This is a genomic window from Variovorax sp. Varisp41 (genome assembly GCF_047325085.1).
Taxonomy (GTDB): domain Bacteria; phylum Pseudomonadota; class Gammaproteobacteria; order Burkholderiales; family Burkholderiaceae_C; genus Variovorax.
Window position 1 is genome coordinate 1,752,550 of sequence record NZ_CP168541.1, and the last position, 12,827, is coordinate 1,765,376.

Here is a 12,827-nt window from a genome sequence, read left to right on the forward strand (position 1 = left end):
CCCGCCATGCCCATCGCCCTCGATTGCCGTTACCGCCCCGGTGGCGCGCGGGACCGCCTGCCGATCCGCGCGGTCCACCTCGACTACATGATCGCGAACCAGGCGCGCGTGCTGCACGGCGGGCCGTCGCTGGCCGATGGCGAGCTGGTCGGCATGTACCTGCTGCTGGCCACCGACGACCCCGCGCAGGCCGACGACTTCCTGGCCGGCGAGCCCTATGCGCGCGCCGGGCTCTTCGCCGAGGTGCGGCGCACGCTCTTCACGGGCTACCTGCCAGAGCCGCGCGAAGGCTTCCTGCGGGAACTGCGGCGCTAGGCATCGCGCGGGGTCTCGGCATCGGACTGAGGCCGCGCGGCGTGCCTGCGCTAAAGTCCCCGGCCATGCCGTCCAAAGAGAGTGCCTCCCCCATGCCCCGCGATGCCGCCAGCGTTCAACCCGACGGCATCCTGCGCCTGAACGACTGGCTGCCCTACCAGTGCTCGGTCATCACGAACCGCGTGAGCGGCATGCTGGCGCGCATGTACTCGGAGGAACTCGGCATCGGCGTGGTCGAGTGGCGCGTGCTCGCCAACCTGGTCGCGTTCTCGCCGATGTCGGCGACCGAGCTGTCGGAGAGCACGGCCATGGACAAGGTCAGCATCACGCGCGCGCTGAACCTGCTCGTGACCAAGAAGCTGGTCTCGCGCCGCGTCGATGCCAAGGACCGCCGCAAGGTTGTGCTGCGCCTCACCAAGACCGGCGCCGACGCCTACGAGCGCGTGATGCCGCTGGCGCGCGCCATCGAGCAGGAGCTGACCAGCGCGCTCACGCCGCAGGAGCTCAAGACCGTGCAGGCGGCGATGCAGGTGCTGGTCGCGCGCGCCAACGCCACGCTGGACGACACGCGCGACTGGCGCGAGCTCGCGCCGGCCGACGCACTACCGGCGGCCGCGGCAGTCTGAATCCCCGCGCGGCCGGCGCCGCGCCTTCCCCCTTTGCGATCGATCCGTGCCTCGCGGAGGCAAGCGCGCGCCCGCGTGCCGGCGAGCCCACGGACAGAAGCAAGAAATCAATTTCTAAAAGAAACAGTTTCAGATTGAAATGAATAAGCCTAGAATCTGGCCCACCCCCTAAAAAAGGAGACAAGCCATGATTCGACGCCGCGACATCCTTGCCGGTTCGGCCTGCGCCGCAGCGGGTGCGCTGATCCCGGTCTTCCCCCTGGCGGCCGCCGCCGAAACCCCGCCCACGCTGTCGAAGACGGCGCGCATCGTGATGGGCTTCCCCGCGGGCGGTTCGGGCGATTCGATCGCGCGGCTGCTGGCCGAACGCATCAAGGGCAGCTACGCGCCGGTGGTGCTGGTCGAGAACCGCGTGGGCGCGGGCGGGCGCCTCGCGATGGACCACGTGAAGGCGGCGGAGGCCGACGGCAGCGCGCTGGTGCTGGCGCCCGCCTCGGTGATGGTGATCTATCCGCACGTCTACAAGCGGCTGTCGTACGACCCGCTCAAGGACTTCGCGCCGGTGTCGACCGTGTGCACTTTCCAGTTCGGCCTGAGCGTGGGGCCGGCGGTGCCGCCCGAGGTGCGCACCGTGCAGCAGTTCGCGCAGTGGTGCAACGCCAATCCCTCGAAGGCCAGCTTCGGCTCGCCGGGCGAAGGCACGATGGCCCACTTCGCGGGCGTGGTGATCGGCAAGGCCGCCGGCATGAACCTCACGCACGTGCCCTACAAGGGCGGCGCGCCCGCCATCCAGGACGTGGTGGGCGGCCAGATCGCGGCCTCGGTCAACGTGCTGAGCGAGCCGCTGCCGTTCGCGAAGGAAGGGCGCATCCGCGTGCTGGCCACCACCGGCTCCGCGCGCTCGCCCTACCTGCCCGAGGCGCCCACCATGCGCGAGGCCGGCTTTCGCGATTTCGACATCCAGGAGTACTTCGCCGTCTGGGCGCCCGCCAAGACCCCGCCGGCCGTCGCGAACGCACTGGCCGCGCAGATCCGCGACGCCGTGGCCACGAAGGAACTGCAGGAGGCCTATGCAGCGCGCGCCTTCCTGCCGAGCGCGGTCACGCCGCGCGAACTCGACGCCATGGTGCGTGCCGACCTCGCCAAATGGGCGCCGATCGTGCAGTCCACCGGTTTTTCCATCGACAGCTGAAGCCAGGAGAATTCAATGACCCAGAAGGAACGTGCAGAGGTGCTCGGCACCGCGTTCATGGAGTTCGCAAGTCCCGACCCGCAGGCGCTGGCCGCCGTGCTCGAGCGCATGGGCTTTCGCACCGTCGCGCGGCACCGTGCGGGGCATGCGCTGCTGATGCGGCAGGCGGGTGTCGAGTTCATCGTCGGCACGCGCCAGGATGGGCATGCGATGCAATTCGCCGCCCACCACGGACCGTCGTGCGCCGGCATGGCCTTTCGCGTGGCCGACAGCGCGCGTGCGATGGCGCTGGCCCGCGAGCGCGGCGCGCAGCCGCTCGACGCGGCGGCGACGTCGCTGCTGCCGAACTGCGCGCTGCAGGGCATCGGCGGCAGCGCGCTCTACCTGGTCGACGACGCGGCACTCGCGGCGCTGCACGCGCAGTTCGAGTTCGATCCGGCCGCCGTGCCCGACACCGGCGCGGCCTTCGCGCCCTTCGTGCGCGTCGACCACGTCACCCACTGCGTGCACCCGGGCAACATGCCCCAGTGGGTGGACTTCTACAAGAGCATCTTCGGCTTCGAGGAGGTGTTCAAGTTCGTCGCCGGCGACGCGAGCAACGGCTTCGACACGATCGCGGTGCGCGATCCCGCGAGCACGGCCTGCGTGACCGTGGTGTCGCCCATGGGCCGCAGCTCGCAGATCCAGGAGTTCATCGACGAGTACAACGGCGAGGGTATCCAGCACATCGCGCTGTTCAGCGACGACCTCTACACCACCGTGGAGCGGCTGCGCGGTGCCGGCGTGGAGTTCCTGCCCACGCCCTCGGCCTACTACGACGCGCTCGACACCCGGCTGCCGGGCCATGGCGAGGACGTGGCGCGCATGAAGTCGCTGGGCATGCTGCTCGACGGCGCCGCCACCGGCGAGAATCCCGACGCGCGGGCGCGCTTCCTGCTGCAGATCTTCACGCGCAAGATGATCGGGCCGATCTTCTTCGAGGCCATCCAGCGCAAGGGCGACACCTCGTTCGGCGAGGGCAACGCCAAGGCGCTGTTCGAGGCCATCAAGCGCGAGCAGGCGGGCGCGAACGCGCACTGAGACCATGGCCTGGCTCGTCCGTTGCCTCTATCGACCCGGCGGCGCGCAGGACCGCCTGCCGCTGCGCGCCGACCACATCCGCCACATGCTGGCCTGGCTGCCCCGCACCCTGTTCGGCGCGGCGCTGCTCGATGCCGATGCGCGCGAGCCGACCGGGATGGTGGTCGCGCTGTCGGTCGCCTCGCGCGCCGAGGCGCGGCGCTTCATCGACGTCGAGCCCTACAACCGCGCGGGCCTGTTCGCCACCGTCGAGCTCACGCCGCTGGTCCAGATGACCCCGCCCCACACGCCCGAATTCCTGCAGGCCGAACTGCGCAAGTGCCCGTGAACCGTCCATGAACAAACCCATCGTCCTTCCCATGCGCGCCGGCATCGCCTCGCGCCAGGCCCACGCGGACATCCCGCCCGGCACCTACGAGCGCGAGATCGGCCGCGAGGGCTTCGGCGGCCAGGCCACGCACATGTACCACCGCCATGCGCCCACGGCCTGGCTGCGCTGGGACGGCCCGCACCGCCCGCGCGCCTACGACCTCAACCAGCTGCCCGCCACCGCGCAGGGCCTTGACGGCGCGCTCGACTGCCCGCTCGATGCGCCGCTGGTCGCGGGCAATGCACACATGCGGCTGCGCTGCTGGAAGCCCTCGGCGCCGATGCGCCACCTGGCGCGCAACGCCGACGGCGACGAGCTGCTATTCGTCCACGAGGGTGGCGGCGATCTCTACTGCGACTACGGTCACCTGCGCCTGCGCGACGGCGACTACCTGCTGCTGCCGCGCGGCACCGCCTGGCGCTACGAGCCCGCGGCGCCGTCCTTCCTGCTGCTGCTCGAAGCCACGGGCGACAGCTTCCGCCTGCCCGAGCGCGGGTTGCTCGGCGAGCATGCGCTGTTCGATGCCGGCGTGCTCGACGTGCCGCAGCTCGACGAGGCCTTCATCGCGCAGCAGCACGCCGCGCGGCGCGAGTGGGCCGTGCGCATCCAGGCGCGGCACCGCGTATCCACGCTGACCTATCCGCACGACCCGCTCGACGCGCTGGGCTGGAAGGGCACGCTCGCGCCGGTGCGCCTCAACTGGCGCGACATCCGGCCCGTGCTCAGCGCGCGCTACCACCTGCCGCCCTCGGCCCACACCACCTTCCTGACGCAGCGCGTGGCCGTCTGCACCTTCTGCCCGCGGCCGGCCGAGACCGACCCGGGCGCGCTGAAGGTGCCGTTCTTCCATTCGAACGACGACTACGACGAGCTGCTGTTCCTGCACGCGGGCCGCTTCTTCAGCCGCGACGGCATGGGGCCGGGCGCGATGACCTTCCACCCCGCCGGCTTCCCGCACGGGCCGCATCCCGCGGCCTACCGCAACAGCCTGTCGGCACCGCGCACCGAGCTGCACGAGGTCGCGATCAACATCGACGCGCGCGATCCGCTCGACATCGGCCCGGGCATGGCGGCCTTCGAGCGCGCGGAGCACGCCGATTCCTGGCGCGGCTACCTCGATGCGCCTGAAGACAAGACCGAACAGGTGACCGCATGAGGCTCGCGACGCTGAACAACGGCCGGCGCGACGGCCAGCTCGTGGTGGTGTCGGCCGATGCGCGGCGCTGCCTCGCCGTACCCGAGGCCGCGCCCACCTTGCAGGCCGCGCTCGACGACTGGGAGCGCGCGGCGCCCCTGCTGCGCGCGGCCGCGGCCCGGCTCGACGCCGACCCCGCCGCGGGCCAGCCGCTCGAACTCGCGGCGCTGCTGGCGCCGCTGCCGCGCGCCTACCAGTGGGTCGATGCCAGCGGCTACCTGTCGCACATGGAGCGCGTGCGCCGCGCGCGCGGCGCCGAGATGCCGCCGTCGGCGCGCACCGAGCCTGTCATCTACCAGGGCTTGTCGGACCGCAACCTCGCCTGGTGCGAGGACATCCCCGCCGACCCGGCCTGGGGCGCCGACCTCGAGGGCGAACTGGCCGTGATCGTCGGCGACCTGGGCCCCGCGCCCACGCCCGAGCAGGCGCTGGCCCAGGTGCGGCTGCTGGTGCTGGTCAACGACGTCTCGCTGCGCGCGCTGATCCCGGGCGAACTGGCCAAAGGCTTCGGCTTCTTCCACGGCAAGCCCGCGAGCGCCTTCGGCCCCTTCGCCGTCACGCCCGACGAATTGGGCGCCGACTGGCGCGAGGGCCGTGCCTTCGGCCGCCTGCGCGTCGAGGTCAACGGCCAGGTACGCGGCGAGCTGCGCACCGGCGACGACCAGGACTTCAGCTTCGTCGACATCCTGCGCTATGCGACGCGTACGCGCGGACTCGGCGCGGGCAGCATCGTCGGCGCCGGCACGGTCTCCAACCGCGACGCATCGCGCGGCGTGGCCTGCATCGTCGAGCAGCGCACGCTGCAGCAGCTCGCGGGGCAGGGACCCGATGCGCTGGCGCCGTACCTGGTGCCGGGCGACACCGTGGGCCTGTCGTTCCATACCGACGACGGCCGCGAGCTGTTCGGCCGCATCGAGCAGAAGGCGGTGGCCGCATGAACGATGCCACCCTGGCCTGCATCGACGACCTGCGCGGCTGGCTCGGCGAGCGGCTGTCCACGGCGCCGGCCGTGCGCGACCAGCGCGGCCGCGACACCACCTTCCATCCGGTGATGCCGCCCGATGCGGTCGCGTTTCCGCAGAACGTGGCCGAGGTGCAGCGCATCGTCGCCACCTGCGCCGCGCGGCGCGTGCCGCTCGTGGCGTTCGGCACCGGCACCTCCTGCGAGGGCCACATCGCGGCGCTGCGCGGCGGCATCAGCCTGGACACGCGCGGGCTCGATCGCATCCGCGAGGTCCGCGCGGCCGACATGGACGCGACCGTCGAGGCCGGCGTCACCCGCAAGAGCCTCAACGCGCACTTGCACGGCACCGGCCTGCAGTTCCCGGTCGATCCGGGCGCGGACGCATCGATCGGCGGCATGGTGTCGACGCGCGCCTCGGGCACCAACGCCATGCGCTACGGCACCATGCGCGAGAACGTGATGGCGCTCGAGGTGGTGCTGCCCGACGGCGAACTGATCCGCACCGGCACGCGCGCGCGCAAGTCCGCGGCCGGCTACGACCTCACGCGCCTGTTCGTCGGCGCCGAGGGCACGCTCGGCATCGTGACGGCGGCGACCGTGCGCCTGCATGCGCTGCCCGAGCACGTGGCGGCCGCCACCTGCGCCTTCGGCACCTTGCGCGCCGCGGTCGACACCGTGATCGAGACGCTGCAGGCCGGCGTGCAGCTCGGCCGCGTCGAACTGCTCGACGCGCTGCAGGTGGAGGCCGTGAACCGCTACTCGCGGCTCGGCATGGCGGTCGCGCCCACGCTGTTCTTCGAATTCCACGGCAGCGAGCCCGAGGTCGCGCACCAGGTGAAGGTGGTGCGCGAGATCGCGGCCTCGCACGGCGGCCAGGACTTCGCGTGGGCGCACCGGCCCGAGGACCGCAGCCGGCTGTGGCAGGCGCGGCACGACATCTGGTGGGCCAACAAGGGCCTGCGCCCCGGCGCCGAAGGCCTGCCCACCGACGTCTGCGTGCCGATCTCCGAACTGGCCGACCAGATCGAGGCCGCACAGCAGGACGTGCGGGCCGAAGGGCTGATCGCGCCGATCTGCGGCCATGTCGGCGACGGCAACTTCCACCTGTGTTTCATGGTGGACCCGTCGGACGCCGCCGAGATCGCGCGCGTGAAGGCCGCCTATGCACGGATGATCCGGCGCGCGCTCGCGGTCGGCGGCACCTGCACCGGCGAGCACGGCATCGGCCACGGCAAGGTCGAGTTCCTGCGCGAGGAGGCCGGCGGCGGCTTTCGCGTCATGCAGGCGTTGCGCGCCGCGCTCGATCCGCTCGGCATCCTGAACCCCGGCAAGGTCACCGGGTTCTTCTGAGTTCATCGACCCCCTCAACCCCTGGAGATCTTCCCATGATGAAACGCCCCTTCCGGGTGGCGCTGCTCGCGCTCGTCCTCGCTCCTTTCGCCGCGCTGCCGGCGCACGCCGCCGATGCGCGCGTCAGCGTCACGGCCATCGTCGACCACCCCGCGCTCGATGCGGCGCGCCAGGGCATCGTCGAGGAACTCGCCGCGGCCGGTTACGTGGTCGGAAAGAACCTGCGCCTGGACTACCAGAGCGCGCAGGGCAACACCGCGACCGCGGCCCAGATCGCGCGCAAGTTCGTCGGCGACCGGCCCGACGTGATCGTCGCGATGTCCACGCCCTCGGCGCAGACCGTGGTCGCGGCGACGCGCGAGATCCCGATCGTGTTCAGCGCCGTGACCGATCCGGTCGCCGCGAAGCTGGTCAAGTCGTGGGAGGCCACGGGCGGCAACGTCACGGGCGTGTCGGACCTGCCGCTGCTGGACAAGCACCTGGCCCTGCTGCGCCAGGCGCTGCCGGCCGCCAAACGCATCGGCGTGGTCTATAACCCCGGCGAGGCCAACTCCGTCGCCGCGATCGCGCAGCTGAAGAAGCTCGCGCAGCCGGCCGGCCTGAGCGTGATCGAGAGTGCCGCGCCGCGCACCGTGGACGTGGCGAGCGCGGCCCAGAGCCTGGTGGGCAAGGTCGATGCGATCTACGCGCCGACCGACAACAACGTGACCTCGGCCTTCGAGGCCCTGGCCAAGGTGGCGGACCAGGGCCGGGTGCCGCTGATCGCGGCCGACCCCTCGCTCGCGGCGCGCGGCGCGGCGCTGGGCATCGGCACCAACTACCACGACCTCGGCCGCCAGTCGGGCAAGCTGGTGGTGCGCGTGCTCAAGGGCGAGTCGCCCGGCAGCATCGCCTCGCAGGTGAGCCCGACGCTGGAGCTGCTCGTGAACCAGGCCGCGGCGCGGCGGCAGGGGCTGGCGCTGTCCGACGCGCTGCTCAAGTCCGCGACCCGCGTGATCGACTGAGCGCCGGCCGGAGCATCGATGTCCCTCATCGCTTTCCAGGGCTCGCTCGAGGTGGGCCTGATCTTCGCGCTGGTCGCGCTCGGCGTCTTCATCTCGTTCCGGGTCGTGAACTTTCCCGACCTGACCGTCGACGGCAGCTTCCCGCTCGGCGGCGCGGTGGCCGCGACCCTGCTGGTGGGCGGCTGGCATCCGCTGGCCGCGACGGCGGCCGCCTTCGCCGCGGGCGCGCTCGCGGGCCTCACGACCGGCTGGCTGCACGTCAAGCTCAAGATCATGCAGCTGCTCGCGGGCATCCTCGTGATGATCGCGCTCTATTCGATCAACCTGCGCGTGATGGGCAAGCCCAACGAGCCCTTGCTGGGCGCGTCCACCGTATTCAACACGCCGCCGCTCGAGGCGCTGCCCGGGCCGTGGACCACCGCGCTGGTGCTGCTGGCCGTCACCTTGGCGGTCAAGTTCGCGCTCGACCGCTACTTCGGATCGGAGGCCGGCCTGGCCATGCGCGCCACCGGCGGCAACGCACGGATGGCGCGCGCGCTGGGCGTGTCGACCGACCGGCTGTCGCTGTTCGCGCTCGCATTGTCCAACGGCATCGTGGCGCTGGCGGGCGCGCTGTTCGCGCAATCGCAGGGTGGGGCCGACGTGTCGATGGGCATCGGCACCATCGTGATCGGGCTGGCGGCCGTGATCATCGGCGAGACCCTGCTGCCCATGCGCAGCATCGCCTGGGCCACGCTCGGCTGCGTGGTCGGCGCGGTGCTCTACCGCATGCTGGTGGCGCTGGCGCTCAACAGCGACTTCATCGGCCTGAAGGCGCAGGACCTCAACCTCGTCACGGCCGTGCTGGTGACGCTCGCGCTCGTGATGCCGGCCTCGAAGCGTTTCCTGGCCCGGCGGCGCGGTGCCCTTGGCGCATCGAAGAAGAAGGAGGCCGGCGCATGCTGAAGGCAATGGACCTGCGCGTGACCTTCCATGCGGGCACGCCGATGGAGAACCGCGCGCTGCGCGGGCTCGACCTGAGCATTCCGCGCGGCGAGTTCGTCACCGTCATCGGCTCGAACGGTGCCGGCAAGTCGACCCTGCTCAACGCGCTCAGCGGCGACCTGCTGGTCGACAGCGGCCGCATCTTCATCGACGAGGTGGAGGTCACGCGCCTGAGCGCCTGGCAGCGCAGCGGCCTCGTGGCGCGTGTGTTCCAGGACCCGATGGCCGGCACCTGCGAGGCGCTGACCATCGAGGAGAACCTCGCGCTGGCCTGGCGGCGCGGCGAGCGGCGCGGGCTGCGCGCGGCACTGCGGGGCGAGCTGCGCCAGCTGTTCCGCGACCGGCTGCGCAGCCTCGACCTGGGGCTCGAGCAGCGGCTGAACGACCGCATGGGACTGCTGTCGGGCGGGCAGCGGCAGGCGGTGAGCCTGCTGATGGCATCGCTCAAGCCCTCGCGCATCCTGCTGCTCGACGAGCACACGGCCGCGCTCGACCCGAAGACCGCGGCCTTCGTGCTCGCGCTCACGCAGCGGATCGTGGAGGAGCAGCAGCTCACCGCGATGATGGTCACGCACAGCATGCGGCAAGCGCTGAGCCATGGCTCGCGCACGCTGATGCTGCACGAGGGCCGCGTCGTGCTCGACGTGAGCGGGCCGCAGCGCGCCGGCATGGACGTGCCCGACCTGCTGCAACTGTTCGAGCGCACGCGCGGCGAGGCGGTGGCCGACGACGCGCTGCTGCTCGGATGAGCCCCGCGCGCATCGGGCTTTCGCGCGTTGCCGGCGCGGCGCATGAAACATGCCGCGGCCGCCTCGACCCAGCCCAAAGCGCCATTAAATATGCCGGCTGGACGGCTTAATATTTTCGCCAGACCATGACCCACTACCTGCAAGCGCACTGCATCGACGACTTCCGCGAACTGGCCCGGCGTGCGCTGCCGCGCATGGTGTTCGACTACATCGATGGCGGCGCGGGCTCCGAGTCGAGCGTGCGCGGCAACCGCAACGCCTTCGACCGCGTCCGGCTGCTCGGCTCCGCGCCGGTCGACGTCTCGCAGCGCAGCACCGCGATGCAATTGTTCGGCCGCTCGTGGACCCTGCCGCTGATCATCGGCCCCACCGGGCTGGCGGGCGCGGCCTGGCCAGGCGCCGACTGCTGCCTGGCGCGGGCCGCTCGCGCCTTCGGCATTCCGTTCGTGATGAGCACGGCCGCCACCGCGACCATGGAAGCCGTGGCCGAGGCGGCGCAGGGCAACGCCTGGTTCCAGCTCTACGTGTTCCGCGATCGCGCGATGAGCGCGCGCCTGATCGACCGGGCGCGCGACCTCGACTTCGCGGCGCTCGAGGTGACCGTGGACAACCCGGTCGCGGGCCGGCGGCTGCGCGACGAGCGCAACGGCTTCAGCCTGCCGCTGCGCTGGACCCCGCGCAAGCTCGCGAGCGTGCTCGCGCGGCCCGGCTGGGCCTGGCGCTCGCTGCGCGCCGGCGCGCCCCGGCTCGAGCTGATGGCCGGCGAGCTCGGCCTGCGGGCCACCCATACCATCGCGCAGACCATGCAGGCCCAGCTCGACCCGTCGCTGGGCTGGGACGACATCGCCTGGGTGCGCGAGCGCTGGCCCGGCAAGCTGATCGTCAAGGGCCTGCTCGATCCCGCGCAGGGCCGCCGCGCGCAGCAGCTCGGCGTCGATGCCATCGTGATCAGCAACCACGGCGGGCGGCAGCTCGACGGTGCCGTCGCGCCGATCGAGATCCTGCCCGAGTTCGCGAGCGAGACCGGTGGCCGCCTGCCGCTGCTGCTCGACAGCGGCGTGCGCACCGGCAGCGACATCGCACGCGCGCTCGCACTGGGCGCCACCGCCGTGCAGATCGGGCGGCCCACGCTCTACGCGGTCGCCTCGGGCGGCGAGCCGGCCGTTGCCAGGGCGCTGGCCCTGCTCAAGGAGGAATTCGAGGTCTGCCAGTGCCTGATGGGCGCCGGCAGCGTGGCGTCGATCGGCGCCCACATGGTGCGGGGGGCCGCTCCCGTGGCACCGCGACAGGAGACGGCATGAACATCGAGCGACTGCACACCGACGAACGCATGAGCCAGGCAGTGGTGCATGGCGGCATCGTCTACCTCGCCGGCCAGGTGGACCTGGTGCAGCCCGCGGCGACCGTTGGCGAGCAGATGGCGCGCATCCTGCTGCGCATCGACGCGCTGCTGGCGCAGGCGGGCTCGAACAAGTCGAGGCTGTTGAGCGCCACCATCTGGCTCGCCGACATCGACGGCTTCGCCGAGATGAACCGCGCGTGGACCGACTGGCTGCCGCCCGGATGCGCACCGGCGCGCGCGACCGTGGGTGCGCGGCTCGCGCTGCCCGCGCTGCTGGTCGAGGTGGCCGTAGTCGCTGCCATCGGCACCGACTGACATTCCCTCCCTCCCTCGACGCCCATGAGCACAACCCCCGCGCACACCGCCATCAGCCGGCGCCAGACCATCGTCGCCACCACCATCGGCAACGGCCTCGAGATCTTCGACTTCACCGTCTACGGTTTTCTCGCGCTGGTGATCGGCAAGCTGTTCTTTCCCACCTTCAGCGGCTATGGACAGTTGCTGCTCACGGTCGCGACCTTCGGCGTCGGCTTCATCATGCGGCCGCTGGGTGGCATCGTGATCGGCGCCTATGCCGACCGCGCGGGCCGCAAGAAGGCCATGACGCTCACCATCTTCCTGATGGCGCTGGGTTGCGCGGTGATCGCCTTCACTCCAACCTACGCGAGCATCGGCGTCGCTGCGCCGGTGCTGATCGTGCTGGCGCGGCTGATCCAGGGCTTCTCGGCCGGTGGCGAGGTCGGCGCCTCCACCACGTTGCTGGTGGAACATGCCACGCCGCGCAACCGCGGCTACATGGCGAGCTGGCAGTTCGCGAGCCAGGGCCTGGGCGTGATGCTCGGCGCGGTGGTGGTGGGCACGCTGACCTTCACGCTGTCGCCGCAATCCATGGAAAGCTGGGGCTGGCGCGTCCCCTTCTTCATCGGCATGCTGATCGCGCCGGTGGGCATGTACATCCGCCGCCACCTGCACGAGTCGCTCGAGATCGCGCCCGATGCGAGCGCGAAGCCGCGCGAGAGCAGCCTGCGGATCGTCTGCACGCAGCATGGCGGCACGGTGCTCGCGGCCATCCTCACCATGGTGGGCGGCACCACGGCCGCCTACGTGATCACCTTCTACATGCCGACCTACGCGGTGCGCGAGCTGGGGCTCGCGCCCTCGGTGGCGCTGTTCGGCGCGGCGATCACGGGCTTGATCCTGTTCGTGGTGTCGCCGCTGGTCGGTGCGCTGTCGGACCGCGTGGGGCGCAAGCCGCTGATCCTCTGGAGCCGCGTGTTCCTCGTGGTGCTGATCTACCCGGGCTTCCTGTGGCTCAACGCCTCGCCCACGCCCGCGGTGCTGTTCATCGTGCTCAGTGTGCTGAGCCTGGGCCTCGTGGGCCAGACCGCACCGAGCATCACGATGCTGCCCGAGATGTTCCCGAAGGCGGTGCGCGCCAGCGGCATGTCGCTGGTCTACAGCGTGGGCGTGGCACTGTTCGGGGGCTTCGCGCCTTTCATCAGCACCTGGCTGCTCAACGCCACTGGCAGCAAGCTCGCGCCGGCGTGGTATCTGGTTGCGATGACTGCGGTCTCCTTGCTGGGCCTGATCTGGCTGCGTGACCATACGGGCCGCGATATCGACGCGGCCGGTGCGCACGCCTGAAAAAACTCGCCT

At 71.3% G+C, this 12,827-nt stretch carries 14 protein-coding genes; all 14 read left to right on the forward strand.

The features are described 5' to 3' along the window. Window positions 1-6 precede the first annotated feature (6 nt). The 14 genes from ACEN9J_RS39475 (at window position 7) to ACEN9J_RS39540 (ending at window position 12,815) form a co-directional block, all read left to right on the forward strand. Window positions 7-315: a YciI family protein gene (locus ACEN9J_RS39475; protein WP_413765177.1), complete on the forward strand. Its 309-nt coding sequence runs from the start codon at window positions 7-9 to the stop codon at window positions 313-315. Window positions 316-407: 92 nt separating this feature from the next. After that, window positions 408-941 (forward strand): MarR family winged helix-turn-helix transcriptional regulator, encoded by a 534-nt coding sequence (locus ACEN9J_RS39480; protein ID WP_057589773.1) that lies wholly within the window; start codon window positions 408-410, stop codon window positions 939-941. A gap of 187 nt (window positions 942-1,128) precedes the next feature. After that, window positions 1,129-2,133, forward strand: a complete 1,005-nt coding sequence (locus tag ACEN9J_RS39485) for a Bug family tripartite tricarboxylate transporter substrate binding protein (RefSeq protein WP_296732266.1) — start codon at window positions 1,129-1,131, stop codon at window positions 2,131-2,133. Window positions 2,134-2,148: 15 nt separating this feature from the next. Further along, entirely contained in the window at window positions 2,149-3,213 is a 1,065-nt protein-coding gene (gene hppD / locus ACEN9J_RS39490; protein WP_413765178.1) for a 4-hydroxyphenylpyruvate dioxygenase, read from the forward strand. A 4-nt stretch (window positions 3,214-3,217) separates the two neighbouring features. Further along, a complete protein-coding gene (locus ACEN9J_RS39495; protein ID WP_413765179.1) occupies window positions 3,218-3,541 on the forward strand; it encodes a YciI family protein in 324 nt (107 codons plus the stop codon). A gap of 7 nt (window positions 3,542-3,548) precedes the next feature. After that, complete coding sequence (locus ACEN9J_RS39500) at window positions 3,549-4,739, forward strand: homogentisate 1,2-dioxygenase (RefSeq protein WP_296732258.1); 1,191 nt, start codon at window positions 3,549-3,551, stop codon at window positions 4,737-4,739. Next, entirely contained in the window at window positions 4,736-5,716 is a 981-nt protein-coding gene (locus ACEN9J_RS39505; protein ID WP_296732255.1) for a fumarylacetoacetate hydrolase family protein, read from the forward strand. Before ACEN9J_RS39500 ends, ACEN9J_RS39505 begins: the two co-directional genes overlap by 4 nt. Next, window positions 5,713-7,092 carry an FAD-binding oxidoreductase gene (locus tag ACEN9J_RS39510; protein WP_413765180.1) on the forward strand — a complete coding sequence of 460 codons (1,380 nt, stop codon included), beginning with the start codon at window positions 5,713-5,715 and terminating at the stop codon, window positions 7,090-7,092. Before ACEN9J_RS39505 ends, ACEN9J_RS39510 begins: the two co-directional genes overlap by 4 nt. Window positions 7,093-7,130: 38 nt before the next feature. Continuing rightward, window positions 7,131-8,096, forward strand: a complete 966-nt coding sequence (locus tag ACEN9J_RS39515) for an ABC transporter substrate-binding protein (RefSeq protein ID WP_413765718.1) — start codon at window positions 7,131-7,133, stop codon at window positions 8,094-8,096. A gap of 18 nt (window positions 8,097-8,114) precedes the next feature. After that, the gene (locus ACEN9J_RS39520; RefSeq protein ID WP_395345618.1) at window positions 8,115-9,041 is read left to right on the forward strand and encodes an ABC transporter permease; all 927 of its coding nucleotides are present in this window, start codon (window positions 8,115-8,117) and stop codon (window positions 9,039-9,041) included. Continuing rightward, window positions 9,035-9,829, forward strand: coding sequence for an ABC transporter ATP-binding protein (locus ACEN9J_RS39525; protein WP_413765181.1), 795 nt, complete (start codon window positions 9,035-9,037; stop codon window positions 9,827-9,829). Before ACEN9J_RS39520 ends, ACEN9J_RS39525 begins: the two co-directional genes overlap by 7 nt. Before the next feature lie 125 nt (window positions 9,830-9,954). After that, window positions 9,955-11,130: an alpha-hydroxy acid oxidase gene (locus ACEN9J_RS39530; protein ID WP_413765182.1), complete on the forward strand. Its 1,176-nt coding sequence runs from the start codon at window positions 9,955-9,957 to the stop codon at window positions 11,128-11,130. Beyond that, window positions 11,127-11,486 (forward strand): RidA family protein, encoded by a 360-nt coding sequence (locus tag ACEN9J_RS39535; RefSeq protein ID WP_413765183.1) that lies wholly within the window; start codon window positions 11,127-11,129, stop codon window positions 11,484-11,486. Before ACEN9J_RS39530 ends, ACEN9J_RS39535 begins: the two co-directional genes overlap by 4 nt. A 24-nt stretch (window positions 11,487-11,510) precedes the next feature. After that, entirely contained in the window at window positions 11,511-12,815 is a 1,305-nt protein-coding gene (locus tag ACEN9J_RS39540) for an MFS transporter (protein ID WP_413765184.1), read from the forward strand. Window positions 12,816-12,827 lie beyond the last annotated feature (12 nt).